Source organism: Pseudomonas sp. NFIX28 (assembly GCF_900107395.1).
GTDB lineage: Bacteria > Pseudomonadota > Gammaproteobacteria > Pseudomonadales > Pseudomonadaceae > Aquipseudomonas.
Genome location: NZ_FNPW01000004.1, coordinates 463,066 through 483,858, shown reverse-complemented (window position 1 = coordinate 483,858; position 20,793 = coordinate 463,066). Strand labels below are relative to the sequence as shown.

The following is a 20,793-nucleotide window of genomic DNA, read 5'->3' as shown; positions in this document are numbered from 1 at the left end:
GGCAAGGGATGGTCGAGTGGCCCCCGAACCAGGGGCCTGAATGGGCGTTCCGCTCGGGCTCGCGCGCCGGCCTGTTCCTGGTAGGCGCGCAGGCGGTTTTCGTGCAAAGGCTAGTTGAGGATGACCAGCGCGGGGAATTCCTGCAGGCGCGCCGAGGTGATGTGGGCCAGGGAGCGCACCACGTCCAGCGGCTGGTCGAGGCGGTAATTGCCGGTGACGGCGACGTCGGCCAGGCGCTCGTTGTTGTTGACGATCCAGCCTGGGTAATACCGGCGCAATTCGGCCAGCACCTGGTCCAGCGGGCAGTTCTCGAACACCAGCCGGCCCTGGACCCAGGCCAGGTCCTTGTCGAGGTCGAGCTTGGCCGGGCGGTCGAAACCGTTGGGGCCGATGCGGATGCTTTCGCCGGCCGACAGGCGCACCCGCGCGTCGTCATGGGTGGCGCGCAGGTCGACATCGCCGCGCTGCACCCGCACCTGGGCCACGCCGTCCAGGTAACGCACGGCGAAGGCGGTGTCGTGCACGCTGGCGCGGACCGGGCCGGCGTCGATTTCCAGCGGCTGGCCGCGGCTGGCGGGAATCTCGAAGAAGGCTTCGCCCTGGTACAGGCGGGCCACGCGCTGGCGCTCGTCGATGGTGCTGGAGAATGCCGAATTGGTGTTGAGCAGGACTTTCGAGCCGTCTTCCAGCTGCAGGCGCTGGCGCTCGCCGACCACGGTCAGGTGATCGGCCTGCAGGCGCAGGGGCAGGTTGCTGAAACTGAACAGGCCGAGGATCAGCACCGCCGCGGTCGCCAGGGGCCGCCAGTGCGGGCGCAAGCGCGACAGCACGCTGACCTTGGGCTTTTGCGTGTGCAGGTTTTGCGCGCAGCGGGCCACCTGCGGGCCGTCCCAGATCGCTTGCGCCTTGTCGAAGGCTGCACGGTGCACGGGCGAGGCGTTCAGCCAGTCGTGGAATTGCCGGCTCTGCTCGGGGCTCGGGTTCTCCAGCAGGATCAGCCAGTCCAGGGCCTGGTCCATGGCCTGCTCCGCGCTACAGCTAATGGGGGTTGCCCCATCCTGGGCAGGCGGCTGGGTGCGGTGGATGTCCGTCACGGGTGTTCCTCGGCTGTGTCTGTGCACGGCTGTTTTTTTAGATGGAGAGCGCAGGGCGGTCAAGGGTAGCAAAGGGTCGCGGCTGACGCCCGCCCGGCTTGGGCCTCAACGACCGTTCAAGCGCTCGGCGACGCCGATGCAGATGGCCATGATCAGTTTCAGTTCCTTTTGCACGGTGCTTTGGGAAACCTCGAGCTTCTCGGCGATCTCCAGGTAGCTGTGGCCGTGCAGGCGGCTGAGGATGAAGATCTGCTGTTGGCGCGGGCTGAGTTGGGCGAGGCTCATGTTCAGGCGTTCCAGCAACTGTTCGGCATGGGCGGCATCCTCGGCGCTGCTCAGGGGCGCGGCCACGCTTTCGACCACTTCCACCGGCACGTCTTCGAGCAGGGTGCGGGCCTGGATGCGTCGCGAGCGCAGGTGGTCGAGCGCCAGGTTGCGGGCGGTCTGGAAGACGAAGGGTTCGAGGTGGTCGATGGCCCGTTCGCTCAGGGCGCGGGTCACCCGCAGGTAGGTTTCCTGCAGCAGGTCCTCGGCGGTGCTGTGGTTGTTGACCATCCGCTCCAGCGTGCGCAGCAGCGAAACGCGCTGGGTAAGAAAGACGTGATTGAAGTGCGATTGGCTCACAACAGGACCTGGCTGATTTTTCAGCAGATGATAATGCTTATCATCTGCGCTTCAGGTCAAGTCCTTCGTGAATCAACGACGCCCGGAAAGGTAGGCGGCGTAATCGGGAATCCGGTAGTTGTGCGCCTGGGTCATCAGCGGGCTGCTGAGCAGGTAGTCGGCGCTGCATTCGTTGCAGGCCACGGGGATGTTCCAGACGGCCGCGACCCGTAGCAGGGCCTTGATGTCCGGGTCGTGGGGCTGGGGCTCGAAGGGGTCCCAGAAGAACACCAGCATGTCCACCCGCTGCTCGGCGATTCGCGCGCCGAGTTGCTGGTCGCCGCCCAGGGGGCCGCTGATCATGCTTTCCACCGGCAGGCCCAGGCGCTGCTGCAGGAGCAGGCCGGTGGTGCCGGTGGCGAGCAGGTCATGCTCGGCGAGCCCGGCTTTCTGCCGTTCGGCCCAGTCGAGGAGGAAACTCTTGCAGTGGTCGTGGGCCACCAGGGCAATGCGCTTGCGCGCCGCCATGCCGGCCTGGGTAAAGCTGATACCGATCATCGGTCGCTACTCGCCCGTCAATGGAGTCTGCAGGAGCTGCCGAGGCTGCGATCTCTGCGCGCTTGAATCTCGACTATGAGGATCAAAAGATCGCAGTCTCCGGCAGCTCCTGCGTCGCTGGCCGCCGGTTTTACTCGGCGTTGCACAGGGCCAGGCAGTTATCCAGCATGCGGTTGGAGAAGCCCCACTCGTTGTCATACCAGGCCAGCACCTTGAGCAGCCGGCCACCGCTGACCTTGGTGTGGTTGGCGTCGAAGATCGACGACAGCGGGTTGTGGTTGAAGTCGCTGGAGACCAGCGGCAGGCTGTTGTAGCCGAGGATCTTCGAATGCTGGCTGGCGCTCTTGAGCAGGGCGTTGACTTCCTCGGCGGTGGTCTCGCGCTTGAGCTGCACGGTCAGGTCGACCAGCGATACGTTGATCACCGGAACCCGCACCGCCATGCCGGTCAGCTTGCCCGCCAGCTCCGGCAGCACCAGGCCCACGGCTTCGGCCGCGCCGGTCTTGCTCGGGATCATGTTCTGGGTCGCCGAACGGGCGCGGTATGGATCGCTGTGGTAGACGTCGGTCAGGTTCTGGTCGTTGGTGTAGGCGTGGATGGTGGTCATCAGCCCGCTGTCGATGCCCAGCTCGCGGTTCAGCACCTGGGCCACCGGCGCCAGGCAGTTGGTGGTGCACGAAGCGTTGGAAATGATCTGGTGCGACTGGCGCAGGATGTCGTGGTTCACGCCATACACCACGGTGGCGTCGGCGCCTTTGGCCGGGGCGGAAATAATCACTTTGCGGGCGCCGGCGCTGATATGGGCGGCGGCCTTGGCACGGTCGGTGAACAGACCGGTGCATTCGAATACCACGTCGATCTTCTCGGCGGCCCAGGGCAGTTCGGCCGGGTTGCGAATGGCGCTGACGGCGATCCGGTCGCCGTTGACGGTCAGGCTTTCCTGATCGTGCTGCACCTGGGCATCGAAGGTGCCGTGCACGGTGTCGTATTTGAGCAGGTGGGCATTGATCGAGCTATCGCCCAGATCGTTGATGGCGACGATCTGCAGATCCTGCCGATAGCCTTGGGTATAAAGTGCGCGCAGGACGTTACGGCCGATACGGCCAAAACCATTGATTGCGATTCGTAGAGTCATTAGAAAAGCGCCTGCTGTAGTTTTGTTGTTGGAATTACAAGATTATTCGCAAAAAAATAGAAAACAAGCCTTTTTGGTGGCAATATTTTGTTTTATCTACAACGAGTGACCTGAATCAACTGGTCCAAATGGTCAAGAAACCCTCTGCCATCCCTGTGCCGCGGGCGTCTTGACCAGCATAGACAAACAGGTCGCCACATCCGTTAGCCTGGAGTTCTACACATGCATCCCCGCGTTCTTGAGGTCACCGAACGGCTTGTCGCCCGCAGTCGCGCCACTCGCGAGGCTTACCTCGCCCTGATCCGCGGCGCCGCCAGCGATGGCCCGCAACGGGGCAAGCTGCAGTGTGCGAACTTCGCCCACGGCGTTGCCGGCTGCGGTTCGGAAGACAAGCACAGCCTGCGCATGATGAATGCCGCCAACGTGGCGATTGTTTCGTCATATAACGACATGCTCTCGGCGCACCAGCCGTACGAGCACTTCCCGGAACAGATCAAGAAGGCCCTGCGCGAGATGGGTTCGGTCGGCCAGTTCGCCGGCGGCACACCCGCCATGTGCGATGGCGTGACCCAGGGCGAGGCCGGCATGGAGCTGAGCCTGCCAAGCCGCGAGGTAATCGCGCTGTCCACTGCGGTGGCCTTGTCCCACAACATGTTCGACGCCGCGCTGATGCTCGGCATCTGCGACAAGATCGTCCCGGGCCTGATGATGGGCGCGTTGCGCTTCGGCCACCTGCCGACCATCTTCGTCCCGGGCGGGCCGATGCCGTCGGGCATTTCCAACAAGGAAAAGGCCGACGTGCGCCAGCGTTACGCCGAAGGCAAGGCGACCCGCGAAGAGCTGCTGGAATCGGAGATGAAGTCCTACCACAGCCCAGGCACCTGCACCTTCTATGGCACCGCCAACACCAACCAGCTGCTGATGGAAGTCATGGGCCTGCACTTGCCGGGCGCATCCTTCGTCAACCCCTACACGCCACTGCGCGATGCCCTGACCTACGAGGCGGCGCAGCAGGTCACCCGCCTGACCAAGCAGAGCGGCAACTTCACGCCGATCGGCGAGATCGTCGACGAGCGCTCGCTGGTCAACTCCATCGTTGCCCTGCACGCCACCGGCGGTTCGACCAACCACACCCTGCACATGCCGGCGATTGCCCAGGCCGCGGGCATCCAGCTGACCTGGCAGGACATGGCCGACCTCTCCGAGGTGGTGCCGACCCTGTCCCACGTCTATCCGAACGGCAAGGCCGACATCAACCACTTCCAGGCCGCGGGCGGCATGGCGTTCCTGATCCGCGAACTGCTGGAAGCCGGCCTGCTCCATGAAGACGTCAACACCGTGGCTGGCCGCGGCCTGAGCCGCTACACCCAGGAACCCTTCCTGGACGACGGCAAGCTGGTCTGGCGCGACGGCCCGATCGAGAGCCTCGACGAAAACATCCTGCGGCCGGTGGCCCGTGCGTTCTCGCCGGAAGGCGGCCTGCGGGTGATGGAAGGCAACCTCGGGCGCGGGGTGATGAAAGTCTCGGCCGTGGCCCTCGAGCACCAGATCGTCGAAGCGCCGGCGGTGGTGTTCCAGGACCAGCAGGACCTGGCCGATGCGTTCAAGGCCGGCGAGCTGGAAAAAGATTTCGTGGCGGTGATGCGCTTCCAGGGCCCGCGTTCCAACGGCATGCCGGAACTGCACAAGATGACCCCGTTCCTGGGCGTGTTGCAGGACCGTGGCTTCAAGGTCGCGCTGGTCACCGACGGGCGCATGTCCGGAGCCTCGGGCAAGATCCCGGCGGCGATCCACGTCAGCCCGGAAGCCCAGGTCGGCGGTGCGCTGGCGCGGGTGCGCGACGGCGACATCATTCGCGTGGATGGCGTAAAGGGCACGCTGGAGCTTAAGGTAGACGCCGATGAGTTCGCCGCCCGCGAGCCGGCCCAGGGCCTGCTCGGCAACAACGTCGGCTGCGGCCGCGAAATGTTCGGTTTCATGCGCATGGCCTTCAGCTCGGCGGAGCAGGGCGCCAGCGCCTTTACCTCTGCCCTGGAGAACCTTAAGTGAAGTTAGCGCTGGTCGGTGACATTGGTGGAACCAATGCGCGTTTTGCGTTGTGGAAAGACCAGCGCCTGGAGTCGATCCAGGTGCTGGCGACGGCGGACCACGCCAGCCCGGAAGAAGCGATAGGCGTCTACCTGGCCGGCCTCGGCCTGGCGCCGGGAGCGATCGGCGCGGTGTGCCTGTCGGTGGCCGGCCCGGTCGGCGGCGACGAATTTCGCTTTACCAATAATCACTGGCGCCTGAGCCGCAAGGCCTTCTGCAACACCTTGCAGGTCGACGAACTGTTGCTGGTCAACGACTTCTCGGCCATGGCCCTGGGCATGACCCGCTTGCAGCCGGGCGAGTTCCGGGTGGTTTGCGAAGGCACGGCCGAGCCGTTGCGCCCGGCGGTGGTGATCGGGCCGGGCACCGGCCTTGGGGTCGGCACCTTGCTGGACCAGGGCGGAGGCCGCTGGAGCGCCTTGCCGGGCGAAGGCGGGCATGTCGACCTGCCGTTGAGCAGCCTGCGGGAAACCCAGCTGTGGCAGCACATCTACAGCGAGATCGGCCATGTCAGTGCCGAGACCGCGCTCAGCGGCGGCGGTTTGCCGCGGGTGTACCGGGCGATCTGCGCGGTGGACGGGCACGAGCCGCTGCTCGACACCCCGGAAGCGATCACCGCCGCGGGCCTGGCCGGCGACCCGATCGCCCTGGAAGTGCTGGAGCAGTTCTGCTGCTGGCTGGGCCGGGTGGCGGGCAACAACGTGCTGACCATTGGCGGGCGCGGTGGCGTATACATCGTCGGTGGGGTGGTTCCGCGGTTTGCCGACTTTTTCGTCCAGAGCGGTTTCGCCCGTTGTTTTGCCGACAAGGGCTGCATGAGCGATTACTTCAAGGGCATCCCGGTGTGGCTGGTGACCGCGCCTTACTCGGGCCTGACCGGCGCCGGGGTGGCGCTGGAGCAGGCGTTTGCCTGATCCGGTTCTACCTCTGTAGCCGCTGCCGAGCTTGCGAGGCTGCGATAAGGCCGAAGGCCTTCAGCGATCTTTAAATCCTCCGCGCCCGCTTCGTCGGAATGCCGCCCAGGTCGATCGCAGCCTCGCGGGCTCGGCAGCGGCTACAGAGCCTTGGTGTCTACGTTTTATTGATCGGTAAGGCATAATCCGGCCCCATTCATAACAACAAAGGACGGCCCGCGTGAGTTCAGTCAGTAAGTCGATCTTGTTGGTTGATGACGATCAGGAAATCCGCGAGCTGCTGGAGACCTACCTCAGTCGCGCCGGCTTCCAGGTCCGCAGCACGCCCAACGGCGCCGGTTTTCGCCAGGCGCTGAACGAGGCGCCGAGCGACCTGGTGATTCTCGACGTGATGCTGCCGGACGAAGACGGCTTCAGCCTGTGCCGCTGGATTCGCCAGCACCCGCGGGTCGGCCAGGTGCCGATCATCATGCTCACCGCCAGCTCCGACGAAGCCGACCGGGTCATTGGCCTGGAGCTGGGGGCCGACGACTATCTGGGCAAGCCCTTCAGCCCGCGTGAGTTGCAGGCGCGGATCAAGGCTCTGTTGCGTCGCGCGCAGTTCGGCCAGGAGCGCGTCGGTGGCGAGGTGCTGTGCTTCGATGAGTGGCGCCTGGACATGGTCAGCCACCGGCTGTTCCACAACGACGGCGAGGAAGTGATCCTCTCCGGCGCCGACTTCGCCCTGCTCAAGCTGTTCCTCGATCATCCCCAGGAAATCCTCGACCGCGACACCATCGGCAATGCCACCCGTGGGCGCGAGCTGATGCCCCTGGACCGCATTGTCGACATGGCGGTCAGCCGCCTGCGCCAGCGCCTGCGCGACACCGAAAAGCCGCCGCGGCTGATCCGCACCGTGCGCGGTAGCGGTTACCAGTTGGCAGCCAATGTGGTTGCCGGCAATGCTCACTGAGTTGCCGCGCAAGCTGCTGGCACGGGTGCCGGTGCCGCGTTCGCTGCTCGGCCGGATGTTGCTGCTGACGCTGCTGGTGGTGTTGTTCGCCCAGGCCTTGTCCAGCGTGATCTGGGTATCGCAGCTGCGGGCCACCCAGCTCGAAGGCCTGGTCACCAGCGCCCGCAGCCTGGCCCATTCGATGACCGCCAGCGTCAGTTACTTTCGCTCGCTGCCGGTGGCGTACCGGCCGCTGGTGCTCGACCAGTTGCGCAGCATGGGCGGCACCCGTTTTGTCGTGACCCTCAATGACAAGCCGCTGGGCATGGAAGTGCTGCCCATCACCCCGCGCAAGCAGGCGGTGCTCAAGGCGGTGGAGCAGGTGCTGCGCCAATCCCTGGGCAACGACGCCTATATCTCGGTGACCTTCGTCAGCCCCGAGGACCTGCGGATTTTCAATGGCGGCCTGAAGCTCGACGAGCTGCCGCGTTCCTGGGCCCACTACGCCCTGACCCTGGAGCCGGTGAACCCGCCGGTGCTGGTCACGCAGATCCAGATGGCGCCGGGCGAGTGGCTGTACATCGCCTCGCTGTTGCCCGAGCCCTACACCAGCCTCGAAGAGCAGGGTCTGCCGGCGCAGCAGGTGTGGTTCATCGTGCTCACCAGCGGTTTGCTGTTGCTGTTCATCGGCCTGCTGGTGCATTGGCAGAGCCGGCCGCTCAAGCGCCTGGCGCGGGCCGCGCGCGACATGTCCCTCGGCGCGGACGTGCAGCCGGTGGCCGAAGGCGGCGGCAGCGAGGTGGTGGAAGTCGGCCGGGCCTTCAATGCCATGCGCGAGCGCATCAGCCGTTACCTGACCGAGCGCAGCCAGCTGTTCAGCGCGATTTCCCACGACCTGCGCACGCCCATCACGCGCTTGCGGCTGCGGGTCGAACTGCTCGAAGACGAGCAACTGCAAGCCAAGTTCGGCCGCGACCTGGATGAGCTGGAGTTGCTGGTCAAGGGCGCGCTGCAATGCGTCAAGGACACCGACATCCACGAGAACATCGAGCCGGTGGACCTCAACCAGGTGCTCGATTGCCTGGTGGAGCCTTACCTGGCGCCCACCGGCAATGGCCGCATGACCCTGCAGGGGCGGGCGCTGGCGCCTTATCCGGGCAAGCCGCTGGCGCTCAAGCGCTGCATGGGCAACCTGATCGATAACGCGTTGAAGTACGGGCAGAACGCGCACCTGCACATTGACGACGATGCCAATGCGTTCATCCTGCATGTCGACGACGAAGGCCCGGGCGTGCCCGAGCAGCGCCTGGAGCAAGTGTTCGAGCCGCACTTTCGCCTGTCCGGCCAGCAGCAGGGCTACGGCCTGGGCCTGGGCATCGCGCGCAACATCGCCCACAGCCATGGCGGCGAGGTGAGCCTGCAGAACCTGCGCGAAGGCGGTTTGCGCGTAACCCTGTACCTGCCGCGCTCCATGGATTGATGCCTTTGTAGGAGCGAGGCTTGCCCGCGAAGCGTCGTATCTGGCAGGCCGCGTTATCGTTGATCGCGAGCAAGCTTCGCTCCTACGGAGGCGGTGTTTGTCACGGCTTGGTGACATTTCCCGTGACCTTCGTTACCTGCCCGCGCGAACCCGTTGTTTAGACTCAAGGCCCTGATAAAAACAACAACAGGTCCGCCATGAACAGTATTCCCCTGGCGTTCAGCAGCTGGCTGAATGCTCCTGCCCATCATCAATGGCTGGCCGCCGAAGGCCAGCGCCTGCTGAGGTTCGCCCGCGCGGCACGGCTGCCCGACGGCTTCGGCGACCTGGACGAACGCGGGCGCCTGCCGGGCGGTGCCCGCGCCGGCACCATGAACACCGCGCGCATGACTCACAGTTTCGCCATGGCCCATATCCAGGGCATTCCCGGCTACGCCGCGCTGGTGGACCACGGCATCGCCGCGCTCAACGGTGCGCTGCGCGATGGCCAGTACGGCGGCTGGTTCGCCAGCCCTGGACAGGGCGACGGCAATAGCGGCAAGGCCGCCTACCTGCATGCCTTCGTCGCCCTGGCGGCGAGTTCCGCGGTGGTGGCCGCGCGCCCCGGCGCCGAGGTCTTGCTGGCGGAGGCGATCCGGGTCATCGAAACGCATTTCTGGAGCGAGGAGGAGGGCGCGATGCGCGAGTCCTTCAACCGTGACTGGAGCGGAGAGGAGGCCTATCGCGGCGCCAACAGCAACATGCACGCCACCGAGGCGTTCCTCGCCCTGGCCGATGTCACCCAGGACCCGCGCTGGCTCAACCGTGCCCTGCACATTGTCGAGCGGGTCATCCATGAGCATGCCGCCGCCGGTGATTACCGGGTCATCGAGCATTTCGACCGGCAGTGGCAGCCCTTGCCGGATTACAACCAGCAGCACCCGGCCGACGGTTTTCGCCCCTACGGCACCACGCCCGGGCACGCGTTCGAATGGGCCCGCTTGCTGCTGCACCTGGAAGCCGCGCGCTGCCAGGCCGGCATGCTCAGCCCTGGCTGGCTGCTGCTGGATGCCCAGAAGCTGTTCGAAACCGCCTGCCGTGACGCCTGGGACGTCGATGGCGCGCCGGGCATCGTCTACACCCTGGACTGGCAGCAGCGCCCGGTGGTGCGCCAGCGCCTGCACTGGACTCACGCCGAAGCCGCGGCGGCGGCCAGCGCCTTGCTGCAACGCACCGGCGAGGCGCAGTACGAAACCTGGTATCGGCGCTTTTGGGAGTTCACCGCCGAGCATTTCATCGACCCGCTGCACGGCAGCTGGCATCACGAGCTGGACAGCAACAACAGGCCCAGCGCCGAGATCTGGGCCGGCAAGCCGGACCTGTATCACGCCTGGCAGGCGGTGCTGATTCCGCGCCTGCCCCTGGCACCGAGCATGGCGTCGGCCTTGGCCGAAGTGTCTAGACTGGGCATTGTGTAACCATGTGGTGACATTCGCGCATCCCTTCGTTACCTGCGCGGGTCACCCTCCTGTTTAGAATCCTATGCAGCGCAAGCACCAGACTTGCATGCATAACAACAAGAAAGGTACACCTCAGATGAATGCGATTTCTCGTCTAGCTGCTGTCATTTCCGTTGCCTCGTTGTTTCCCCTCAGTGCATTCCCTCTCGTTTCCGTTGCCGCCGATGCCAAGGGCTCCGTGGAAGTCGTCCATTGGTGGACGTCCGGCGGTGAAAAAGCGGCGGTCGATGTGCTCAAGGCCCAGGTCGAAAAAGACGGCTTCACCTGGAAAGACGGCGCAGTCGCCGGCGGTGGCGGTGCCACGGCCATGACCGTGCTGAAAAGCCGCGCGGTTTCCGGCAACCCACCCGGCGTTGCCCAGATCAAGGGCCCGGACATCCAGGAGTGGGGCAGCACCGGCCTGCTCAGCACCGACGCCCTGAAAGACGTGGCCAAGTCGGAAAACTGGGACGGCCTGCTTTCCAAGAAAGTCTCCGACACCGTGAAGTACGAAGGTGACTATGTCGCCGTGCCGGTGAACATCCACCGCGTCAACTGGCTGTGGATCAACCCGGAGGTCTTCAAGAAAGCCGGGATCGACAAGGCCCCGACCACCCTCGAAGAATTCTATGCCGCCGGCGACAAGCTCAAGGCCGCCGGTTTCATCGCCCTGGCCCACGGCGGCCAGCCATGGCAGGACAGCACCGTGTTCGAAGACGTGGTGCTCTCGGTCATGGGCGCCGATGGCTACAAGAAAGCCCTGGTCGACCTGGACCAGAAAACCCTCGCCGGCCCGGAGATGACCAAGGCCTTCTCCGAGCTGAAGAAAGTCACCAGCTACATGGACCCGAACCGCGCCGGGCGTGACTGGAACATTGCCGCCGCCGATGTGATCAACGGCAAGGCCGGCATGCAGATGATGGGCGACTGGGCCAAGAGCGAGTGGACCGCGGCGAACAAAGTCGCCGGCAAGGACTACCAGTGCGTGGCCTTCCCGGGCACCGAAAAAGCCTTCACCTACAACATCGACTCCCTGGCGGTGTTCAAGCTCAAGGCCGACCGCAAAGGCGATATCGCCGCGCAGCAGGATCTGGCCAAGGTTGCCCTGGGCAAGGACTTCCAGAAGGTCTTCAGCATCAACAAGGGCTCGATCCCGGTGCGCACCGACATGCTCAACGACATGGCCGCGCAAGGCTTCGACTCCTGCGCCCAGGCGGCGGCCAAGGACTTCCTGGCTGACGACAAGACTGGCGGCCTGCAACCGAGCATGGCGCACAACATGGCCACTTCCCTGGCCGTGCAGGGCGCGATCTTCGATGTCGTGACCAACTTCATGAACGACAAGGATGCGGACCCGGCCAAGGCCAGTGCGCAGCTGGCGTCGGCGGTCAAGGCTGCCCAGTAAGGTCCGGTGCCGCAGGCTAGCCTGCGGCTGTTCCTGAGAGCGCTCTTCCCCTGTAGGAGCGAGGCTTGCCCGCGAAAGCGTCGTATCTGACACGATGCGTGATCGTTCATCGCGAGCAAGCTTCGCTCCTACAGATATTCACTCCTTCAAACTGGATTATCCCGATGAGCTCTGTGGCGGTTTTCAGCAAAGCCTCACCGTTCGACGCGCTGCAACGCTGGCTCCCAAAATTGGTTCTGGCGCCGAGCATGCTGATCGTCCTGGTCGGTTTCTACGGTTACATCATCTGGACGTTTATTCTGTCCTTCACCAACTCCAGCTTCATGCCGAGCTACAAGTGGGTCGGCCTGCAGCAATACATGCGGCTGATGGACAACGACCGCTGGTGGGTGGCGAGCAAGAACCTGGCGCTGTTCGGCGGCATGTTCATCGGCATCAGCCTGGTGCTCGGGGTGTTCCTGGCGGTGCTGCTGGACCAGCGCATCCGCAAGGAAGGCTTTATCCGCACCGTCTACCTGTACCCGATGGCGCTCTCGATGATCGTCACCGGTACCGCCTGGAAATGGCTGCTCAACCCGGGCCTGGGCCTGGACAAGATGCTGCGTGACTGGGGCTGGGAAGGCTTTCGCCTGGACTGGCTGGTGGATCAGGATCGCGTGGTGTATTGCCTGGTGATCGCCGCCGTGTGGCAGGCCTCGGGCTTTGTCATGGCGATGTTCCTCGCCGGCTTGCGCGGGGTCGACCAGTCGATCATCCGCGCCGCCCAGGTCGATGGCGCGAGCCTGCCGACCATCTACCTGAAGATCGTCCTGCCGAGCCTGCGCCCGGTGTTCTTCAGCGCCTTCATGATCCTCGCGCACATCGCGATCAAGAGCTTCGACCTGGTGGCGGCGATGACCGCTGGCGGGCCTGGCTACTCGTCCGACCTGCCGGCGATGTTCATGTATTCCTTCACCTTCAGCCGTGGGCAGATGGGTATCGGTTCGGCCAGCGCCATGCTGATGCTGGGCGCCGTGCTGACCATCCTGGTGCCGTACCTGTACTCCGAACTGCGAGGCAAACGCCATGACTAACCAGCTCGGAAAACCTGCGCTGAACTTCAGCCGCATCGCCATTTACGCCACCCTGCTGCTGGCTGCGGCGGTGTACCTGGTGCCGCTGGTGGTGATGCTGCTGACCAGCTTCAAGACCCCGGAAGACATCCGTACCGGCAACCTGCTGAGCTGGCCGACCGTGATCGACGGCATCGGCTGGATCAAGGCCTGGGACACCGTGGGCGGCTACTTCTGGAACTCGGTGAAGATCACCGTGCCGGCGGTGATCATCTCGACGTTCGTCGGTGCCATGAACGGCTACGTGCTGTCGATGTGGCGCTTTCGCGGTTCGCAGCTGTTCTTCGGCCTGCTGCTGTTCGGCTGCTTCCTGCCGTTCCAGACCGTGCTGCTGCCGGCGTCGTTCACCCTCGGCAAGTTCGGCCTGGCCAACACCACCAGCGGCCTGGTGCTGGTGCACGTGGTCTACGGGCTGGCGTTCACCACTTTGTTCTTCCGCAACTACTACGTGAGCATCCCGGACGCCCTGGTCAAGGCCGCGCGTTTGGACGGCGCGGGCTTCTTCACCATCTTCGGCAAGATCCTGCTGCCGATGTCGGTGCCGATCGTCATGGTCTGCCTGATCTGGCAGTTCACCCAGATCTGGAACGACTTCCTGTTCGGCGTGGTGTTCGCCAGCGGCGATGCGCAGCCGATCACCGTGGCCCTGAACAACCTGGTCAACACCAGCACCGGGGCCAAGGAATACAACGTTGACATGGCGGCGGCGATGATCGCTGGGCTGCCGACACTGCTGGTCTACATATTCGCTGGCAAGTATTTCCTGCGTGGGCTGACGTCCGGCGCGGTCAAGGGGTAAAAGATGGCAACTCTCGAATTACGCAACGTCAACAAGACCTACGGCAGCGGCTTGCCGGACACCCTGAAGAACATCGAGCTGAAGATCGATGACGGCGAGTTCCTGATTCTCGTGGGGCCTTCGGGCTGCGGTAAATCCACCTTGATGAACTGCATCGCCGGCCTGGAAAACATCAGCGGTGGGGCGATCCTGGTGGATGACGCCGACATTAGCGGCATGAGCCCCAAGGACCGGGACATCGCCATGGTGTTCCAGTCCTACGCGCTGTACCCGACCATGAGCGTGCGCGACAACATCGCCTTCGGCCTGAAGATCCGCAAGATGCCGGCCGCCGAGATCGATGAGGAAGTGGCGCGGGTGGCCAAGCTGCTGCAGATCGAACACCTGCTCAGTCGCAAGCCGGGCCAGTTGTCCGGTGGCCAGCAACAGCGCGTGGCCATGGGCCGGGCCCTGGCGCGGCGGCCGAAGATATATCTGTTCGACGAACCGCTGTCCAACCTCGACGCCAAGCTGCGGGTCGAGATGCGCACCGAAATGAAGCTGATGCACCAGCGCCTGAAAACCACCACGGTCTACGTCACCCACGACCAGATCGAAGCCATGACCCTGGGCGACAAGGTGGCGGTGATGAAGGACGGCATCATCCAGCAGTTCGGTACCCCGAAGCAGATCTACAACGACCCGGCCAACCTGTTCGTGGCGAGCTTCATCGGTTCGCCGCCGATGAACTTCATCCCCCTGCGCCTGCAGCGCAAGGACGGCCGCCTGCTGGCCCTGCTGGACAGCGGCCAGGCGCGTTGCGAGCTGCCTTTGGGCATGCAGGACGCCGGCCTGGAAGACCGCGAAGTGATTCTCGGCATCCGCCCGGAACAGATCGGCCTGGCGAACGGCGAGGGCAACGGCCTGCCGACCCTGCGCGCCGAGGTCCAGGTCACCGAGCCGACCGGTCCGGACACCCTGGTGTTCGTCAACCTCAACGGCACCAAGGTCTGCTGCCGCCTGGCGCCGGATGTGGCGCCGCAGGTCGGCGAAACCCTGACCCTGCAATTCGATCCGGCCAAGGTCTTGCTGTTCGATGCCAAGAGTGGCGAGCGCCTGGGTGTTGCGGCCCCTGCGTCCGCCTCCGCCCATGCCAGCAACGTGGCGCAGTTCAAGGGGCGTTGAAGCCCGCGTTATTGGAGCAAGGACATACCGAATGCGCGGCGGATGGCCTGTCATCCGTCGCATCAGGTGTAAACCGCGTTAGAGAAAAACAGTTAATAACAATAAAGACGAGGATGTAGGGATGAAAAACAAGAGCACCAATGCACGCTTGATCTGCCAGTTGTCAGCGATTGCGGCCATGACCCTGGCCGGTAGCGCGCACGCTGACGAAGCGTTCAGTGCCGATTCGAAATGGATGACCGGCGACTGGGGCGGCGAGCGGACCAAGCTGATCGAGCGGGGGATCGACATCAAGGCCGATTACGTTGGCGAAATGGGCGCCAACCTGCATGGCGGCTACAACGACGACAAGACCGGGCGCTACAGCGACCAGTTCGGCCTGGGCGTGGCCCTGGACCTGGAAAAACTGTGGGGCTGGGACAACACCCAGGCCAAGATCCAGCTGACCAACCGTAACGGCGAAAACATCTCCAACGACCGTATCGGCGACCCGCGTGCCGGGACCTTGAGTTCCTCCCAGGAAGTCTACGGCCGTGGCCATATGGTCCGCCTGACCCAATTGTGGATCCAGCACCAGTTCCTCGACGGCAAGCTGGACGTCAAGGCCGGTTACTTCGGCGAAGGCGAAGACTTCAACACCTTCCCCTGCGACTTCCAGAACCTGGCGTTCTGCGGCTCCCAGGTGGGCAACTGGGCGACCAACATCTGGTACAACTGGCCCGTCAGCCAGGCGGCGCTGCGCGTGAAATACCACATCACCCCCGAGCTGTATGCGCAGATCGGCGCGTACAACCAGAACCCGTCGCAACTGGAGCACGGCAACGGCTTCAAGCTCAGCGGCAGCGGTACCAAGGGCACCGTCCTGCCGGTCGAGCTGGTCTGGTCGCCGAAGGTCAACAACCTGCCGGGTGAGTACCGCGTGGGTTACTACAAGAGCACGGCCGATGCCAGCGACGTGCGCGAAGACGTCAATGGCCAGGACGCGGCCGTCACCGGTGAAAGCTATCGCGTGCACAGCAGCAAGCACGGCTACTGGTTCGTCGGGCAGCAGCAACTCACCACTCACAACGGCGATGCGACCCGCGGCCTGAACATCGCGGCCAACGCCACGTTCCACGACAAGGACACCAACTTCATCGACAACTACCAGTCGCTGATGTTCGTCTACAAAGGCCCGTTCGACGCCCGTCCGAAGGACGACGTCGGCATCGGTTTCGCCCGTATCCATGTCAACGACGACGTGAAGAAGAACGCCCAGTTGCTCAATGACACCAACGGCGTCAGCAACTACGACGATCCGCTGTTCTCGCCACTGCGCGAGACTGAATACAACTATGAAATCAACTACGGTTTCCATGTCACCAACTGGCTGACCGTGCGTCCCAACCTGCAATACATCACCCATCCGGGCGGTGTGGATGAAGTCGACAACGCCCTGGTGGCCGGCCTGAAAATTCAGTCGGTGTTCTAACGCTGTTGCGATAAGCTCCTCCTCTATGTGCGCATTTTTGCGGATGGCCTTGGCTATCCGCTTTTTTTTGGGGACGAACCCGTTCCCTGTAGCCGCTGCCGCAGGCTGCGATCGGCCGGAACGGCCGTAGCGTCCTCAAGATCGCTAAAGGCCTGCGGCCTTATCGCAGCCTGCGGCAGCGGCTACAGGGCTTTGCGCATCAATGATGAATATCGGTACAGCAATGATCTTCAGGACCGTGGCCCATGCATGAGCATCCGCTACAACGCTTTTTCAAATCCTTGCGCGAGCGCCCGACCTTCGCCTGGGAGCGCTATCAGATGCGCGACGTGCTGGTGATCGACCATCCGCTGTGCCAGGCGGTGTTCAGTCGCCAGGGCGCGCAGCTCCTGCATTTCCAGCCGACGGGGCAGAAGCCCTGGCTGTGGTGCGCGGCGAAGTGGCCGCAGGTCGGGGCGATCCGTGGCGGGGTGCCGGTGTGCTGGCCCTGGTACGGCCGTCACCCGAGCGAAAACGCCTGGCCGTCCCATGGCTGGGCCCGGCTGATCGACTGGAAACTGCTCGACAGTCGCAGCGACGACGAGGGCGTGTACCTGCATTGGCAATTGCAGCTGTGCGATTGGCAGGTCGACCTGCACGCGCACCTGGGCGACAGCATGGACTTGCGCCTGAGCACCGAGCACCAGGACAGCCTGCCATGCCAGTTGAGCCAGGCTTTGCACGCCTACTGGCGTATTGGCGACGTCGGTGAGGTAGCGCTGTCTGGGCTCGACGGCGCCGAGGGTTACGACCAGTTGAGCCGCCAGGCATGCCGGCAAACGGGCGAGTTGCGGGTCGATGGCGGCTGCCAGCGGGTGTTCCAGCATGAAGGCGAATTGCAGCTCAAGGACCACGCCTGGCAGCGCGAATTGCGCATCGACACCGGCGACACCGCCGACACCGTGGTCTGGCATCCGGGCAGCCGGCCGTTGCTTGGGGTGAGCTGGAACGAAGTGTCCGGATTTGTCTGCGTCGAGGCGGCGGCGGGGGGCACCGACAGCCTGTGCCTGGCGCCGGGGGAGCGGGCGCACCTGAGCCTGCAGGCGCGGGCGGGGCTGGAGATGAACGCCGCTCAGGCTTGAGTTGCGTGGGGGCTTATGCCGTCATCGCGGGCAAGCCTCGCTCCTGCAGGGATATGCGAATGCCTCTGTAGGAGCGAGGCTTGCCCGCGATAAGGCCGATACAGGCCGATACAGGCCGATACAGGCCGATACAGGCCGATACAGGCCGATACAGGCCGATACAGGCCGATACAGGCAGTACTGGCCCTGCGGGCCTCAGCCGAACTCGTCGCCTATGGGGTAGCGGCTGGCGTTGAGGCTTTCCTTGATCTTGCGCAGGTGCGGCTGGAAGTCCACGCCACGGCGCAGGGTCATGCCGGTGGCGAGGACGTCGAGCACGGTGAGCTGGATGATCCGCGACGTCATTGGCATGTAGATGTCGGTGTCTTCCGGCAGCGGGATATTCAGGCTCAGGGTGCTGGCCTTGGCCAGCGGCGAGTTCTCGGCGGTCAGGCCCAGTACCGAGGCGCCGTTCTCCCGGGCGATGCGCGCCACTTCCACCAGCTCGCGGGTGCGCCCGGTGTAGGAAATGATCACGAACAGCTCGCCGGTATGGGCTACCGAGGCAATCATCCGTTGCATCAGCACATCGGCGTGGGCGGTAACGGCCAGGTTGAAGCGGAAGAACTTGTGCTGCGCATCCAGCGCCACCGGCGCCGAGGCACCGAGGCCGAAGAAATGGATCTGCCGGGCCTGGATCAGCAGGTCGACGGCGCGGCTGATCAGGTTCGGGTCCAGGGCCTGGCAGGCGCTGTCCAGCGAGGCGATGGCGCTGCCGAAGATTTTCTGGGTGTAGGCCTCGGGATTATCGTCGGCTTCCACCGCGCGGCTGACGTAGGCCGCGCCGCTGGCCAGGCTCTGCGCCAGTTGCAGCTTGAGTTCGGGGTAGCCGCTGACGCCGAACGAGCGGCAGAAGCGGTTGACCGTCGGCTCGCTGACCGAAGCGGCCTGGGCGAGGGCGGCGATACTGAAGCGGGTCGCCTGCTGCGGGTTGAGCAGGATGACTTCGGCGACTTTACGTTCAGCCTTGTTCAATTCTTCAAGGCGGTTCTGGATCTGTTCCAGAAGATTTCGCACGCGGTCCATTAAGGTTTTCCTGGTTCGGCAATGCAAAGGAAGCCGGTCTTAGCCGGTCTTCGGCGGTGGCCTATCCTACTGATGGCTCTGACTGACCACCACTTCGAATCTATATTTTGCTAAAATGTTGTGGTTATTACTACATTTTCCCTTGAGTGATGCCTTGAAAAAAGGTATTTGTAGCTTAACTTGATAAAAGAACAAACATCATGCCTTCGATAACGGTTGAACCGTGCACCTTCGCCTTGTTCGGCGCGCTGGGCGATCTGGCGCTTCGCAAATTGTTTCCTGCCCTCTATCAACTCGATGGTGCCGGCCTGCTGCACGACGACACGCGCATTCTCGCCCTGGCTCGCGAGCCGGGCAGCGAGCAGCAACACCTGGCGTTCATTGAAGCGCAGCTGCGCAAGTACGTAGGCGCCAAGGAGATCGATGCCGCGGTGCTGGAGCGCTTCCTGGCGCGCCTGAGCTACCTGCACGTGGACTTCCTCAAGGCCGAGGATTACCTCGCCCTGGCCGAGATGGCCGGCAGCGAGCAACGCCTGATCGCCTATTTCGCCACGCCGGCGGCGGTGTACGGCGCGATCTGCGAGAACCTGTCGAAGGCTGGCCTGAGCGAAAACACTCGCGTGGTGCTGGAAAAGCCCATCGGTTCGGACCTGGAATCGTCGCGCAAGGTCAACGACGCGGTGGCGCAGTTCTTCCCGGAGAACCGCATCTATCGCATCGACCATTACCTGGGCAAGGAGACGGTGCAGAACCTGATCGCCCTGCGTTTCGCCAACAGCCTGTTCGAAACCCAGTGGAACCAGAACTACATCTCCCACGTGGAAATCACCGTGGCCGAGAAGGTCGGCATCGAAGGCCGCTGGGGCTATTTCGACAAGGCCGGCCAGCTGCGGGACATGATCCAGAACCACCTGCTGCAACTGCTTTGCCTGATCGCCATGGACCCGCCCGCCGACCTTTCGGCCGACAGCATCCGCGATGAGAAGGTCAAGGTGCTCAAGGCCCTGGCGCCAATCAGCCCGGAAGGCCTGACCACCCAGGTGGTGCGTGGCCAGTACATCGCCGGGCACAGCGAAGGCAAGGCGGTACCGGGGTACCTGGAGGAAGAGAATTCCAACACCCAGAGCGACACCGAAACCTTCGTTGCCCTGCGGGCCGACATCCGCAACTGGCGTTGGGCCGGGGTGCCGTTCTACCTGCGTACCGGCAAGCGCATGCCGCAGAAGCTGTCGCAGATCGTCATCCACTTCAAGGAGCCGTCGCACTACATCTTCGCTCCCGAGCAGCGCTTGCAGATCAGCAACAAACTGATCATCCGCCTGCAGCCGGACGAAGGGATCTCCCTGCGGGTGATGACCAAGGAACAAGGCTTGGACAAGGGCATGCAGCTGCGCAGCGGCCCGTTGCAGCTGAATTTTTCCGACACCTATCGCAGCGCGCGGATTCCCGATGCCTACGAGCGGCTGTTGCTGGAAGTGATGCGTGGCAATCAGAACCTGTTTGTCCGCAAAGATGAAATCGAAGCCGCGTGGAAGTGGTGTGACCAATTGATCGCCGGGTGGAAGAAGTCCGGCGATGCGCCCAAGCCGTATGCGGCCGGGTCGTGGGGGCCGATGAGCTCCATTGCACTGATCACGCGGGATGGGAGGTCGTGGTATGGCGATATCTGAATTGAAACTGCCCGCGGGCGTGCATGCCCACGAGTTCCGCAGCCCGCTGCTGCTGGCCGAAGGCCTGGCGCTGAAGGTGGCCGGGCAACTGAGCCAGGCGATCCAGGTTCGCGGCGAAGCCACGCTGGTGGTGTCCGGCGGGCGCAGCCCGGTGGCGTTTTTCCAGCACCTGGCCAAGCAGCAGCTGGACTGGTCCAAGGTCCTGATCACCCTGGCGGACGAGCGCTGGGTACCGGTCGAGCACGCCGACAGCAATGCCGGCCTGCTCAAGCGCTACCTGCTGCAAGGCCCGGCGGCCAAGGCGAAGTTCCTCAGCCTGTACAACGCCGCGGCGAACCTCGAAGAGGCGGCCGCGCAGGCCGATCGCCTGTTGGGCGAGCTGTCGGGCATCGATGTGCTGATCCTGGGCATGGGCGATGACGGTCACACCGCCTCCCTGTTCCCCAACAGCCCGAACCTGAGCGAAGCCCTGCAACCCGACGGCCAGCGCCGTTGCTGGCCGATGCTGGCGCCGAGCGTGCCGCACCAGCGCCTGAGCATGAGCCGCGCCTTGTTGGCCTCGGCCACCTACAGCGTGCTGTCGATTTCCGGTCAATCCAAGTTGACCACCCTGAGAGCCGCACTGGCTGGTGACGATGTCGCCGCGATGCCGATTCGTGCCTTCCTGCAACCTCCGTTAGAGATTTACTGGTGCCCATGAGCCAA

At 63.9% G+C, this 20,793-nt stretch carries 18 protein-coding genes; 13 read left to right on the top strand and 5 right to left on the bottom strand.

The annotated features are described in order from the left end of the window. Window positions 1-110 precede the first annotated feature (110 nt). From BLV20_RS11065 to gap, 4 genes are all read right to left on the bottom strand, one after another. Entirely contained in the window at window positions 111-1,094 is a 984-nt protein-coding gene (locus BLV20_RS11065; protein ID WP_092300977.1) for a FecR family protein, read from the bottom strand. Between the two features lie 105 nt (window positions 1,095-1,199). Beyond that, complete coding sequence (locus tag BLV20_RS11060; RefSeq protein ID WP_092300974.1) at window positions 1,200-1,718, bottom strand: RNA polymerase sigma factor; 519 nt, start codon at window positions 1,716-1,718, stop codon at window positions 1,200-1,202. 72 nt (window positions 1,719-1,790) lie between these two features. Next, entirely contained in the window at window positions 1,791-2,255 is a 465-nt protein-coding gene (locus BLV20_RS11055; RefSeq protein WP_092300971.1) for a methylglyoxal synthase, read from the bottom strand. 130 nt (window positions 2,256-2,385) lie between these two features. Next, window positions 2,386-3,390: a type I glyceraldehyde-3-phosphate dehydrogenase gene (gene gap, locus BLV20_RS11050; RefSeq protein ID WP_092300968.1), complete on the bottom strand. Its 1,005-nt coding sequence runs from the start codon at window positions 3,388-3,390 to the stop codon at window positions 2,386-2,388. Between the two features lie 222 nt (window positions 3,391-3,612). Here gap and edd point away from each other — a divergent pair, with 222 nt between their 5' ends. The 11 genes from edd to BLV20_RS10995 all read left to right on the top strand — a co-directional run bounded on the left by edd (window position 3,613) and on the right by BLV20_RS10995 (window position 17,353). Then, window positions 3,613-5,439, top strand: a complete 1,827-nt coding sequence (edd, locus tag BLV20_RS11045; protein WP_092300965.1) for a phosphogluconate dehydratase — start codon at window positions 3,613-3,615, stop codon at window positions 5,437-5,439. Continuing rightward, on the top strand, window positions 5,436-6,392 hold the full coding sequence (locus BLV20_RS11040; RefSeq protein ID WP_092300962.1) for a glucokinase: 957 nt from the start codon (window positions 5,436-5,438) through the stop codon (window positions 6,390-6,392). Before edd ends, BLV20_RS11040 begins: the two co-directional genes overlap by 4 nt. Window positions 6,393-6,612: 220 nt before the next feature. Beyond that, the gene (locus BLV20_RS11035; RefSeq protein WP_053280575.1) at window positions 6,613-7,344 is read left to right on the top strand and encodes a response regulator; all 732 of its coding nucleotides are present in this window, start codon (window positions 6,613-6,615) and stop codon (window positions 7,342-7,344) included. 31 nt (window positions 7,345-7,375) lie between these two features. Next, window positions 7,376-8,803 (top strand): ATP-binding protein, encoded by a 1,428-nt coding sequence (locus BLV20_RS11030; protein WP_371914308.1) that lies wholly within the window; start codon window positions 7,376-7,378, stop codon window positions 8,801-8,803. A gap of 197 nt (window positions 8,804-9,000) precedes the next feature. Next, window positions 9,001-10,260 carry a D-mannose isomerase gene (locus BLV20_RS11025; RefSeq protein ID WP_092300956.1) on the top strand — a complete coding sequence of 420 codons (1,260 nt, stop codon included), beginning with the start codon at window positions 9,001-9,003 and terminating at the stop codon, window positions 10,258-10,260. Between the two features lie 118 nt (window positions 10,261-10,378). Next, entirely contained in the window at window positions 10,379-11,686 is a 1,308-nt protein-coding gene (locus tag BLV20_RS11020) for an ABC transporter substrate-binding protein (RefSeq protein WP_092300952.1), read from the top strand. A gap of 164 nt (window positions 11,687-11,850) precedes the next feature. Beyond that, window positions 11,851-12,759 (top strand): carbohydrate ABC transporter permease, encoded by a 909-nt coding sequence (locus BLV20_RS11015; protein WP_008032969.1) that lies wholly within the window; start codon window positions 11,851-11,853, stop codon window positions 12,757-12,759. Next, the gene (locus BLV20_RS11010; protein WP_092300949.1) at window positions 12,752-13,597 is read left to right on the top strand and encodes a carbohydrate ABC transporter permease; all 846 of its coding nucleotides are present in this window, start codon (window positions 12,752-12,754) and stop codon (window positions 13,595-13,597) included. The genes BLV20_RS11015 and BLV20_RS11010 overlap by 8 nt, the downstream gene beginning before the upstream one ends. A 3-nt stretch (window positions 13,598-13,600) precedes the next feature. After that, window positions 13,601-14,761 carry an ABC transporter ATP-binding protein gene (locus BLV20_RS11005; protein ID WP_092300946.1) on the top strand — a complete coding sequence of 387 codons (1,161 nt, stop codon included), beginning with the start codon at window positions 13,601-13,603 and terminating at the stop codon, window positions 14,759-14,761. A 121-nt stretch (window positions 14,762-14,882) separates the two neighbouring features. Beyond that, a complete protein-coding gene (locus BLV20_RS11000) occupies window positions 14,883-16,232 on the top strand; it encodes a carbohydrate porin (protein WP_092300944.1) in 1,350 nt (449 codons plus the stop codon). A gap of 245 nt (window positions 16,233-16,477) precedes the next feature. Continuing rightward, a complete protein-coding gene (locus tag BLV20_RS10995; protein ID WP_092300941.1) occupies window positions 16,478-17,353 on the top strand; it encodes a D-hexose-6-phosphate mutarotase in 876 nt (291 codons plus the stop codon). Between the two features lie 195 nt (window positions 17,354-17,548). Here the strand turns inward: BLV20_RS10995 and BLV20_RS10990 are convergent, their stop codons facing one another. Beyond that, window positions 17,549-18,409: a MurR/RpiR family transcriptional regulator gene (locus BLV20_RS10990; protein WP_175540183.1), complete on the bottom strand. Its 861-nt coding sequence runs from the start codon at window positions 18,407-18,409 to the stop codon at window positions 17,549-17,551. Between the two features lie 209 nt (window positions 18,410-18,618). Between BLV20_RS10990 and zwf the strand changes: the two genes are divergently transcribed. Together zwf and pgl are read left to right on the top strand one after the other, a co-directional pair. After that, window positions 18,619-20,088: a glucose-6-phosphate dehydrogenase gene (zwf, locus tag BLV20_RS10985; protein ID WP_092300935.1), complete on the top strand. Its 1,470-nt coding sequence runs from the start codon at window positions 18,619-18,621 to the stop codon at window positions 20,086-20,088. Next, on the top strand, window positions 20,075-20,788 hold the full coding sequence (gene pgl, locus BLV20_RS10980; protein ID WP_092300932.1) for a 6-phosphogluconolactonase: 714 nt from the start codon (window positions 20,075-20,077) through the stop codon (window positions 20,786-20,788). Before zwf ends, pgl begins: the two co-directional genes overlap by 14 nt. Window positions 20,789-20,793: the final 5 nt, after the last annotated feature.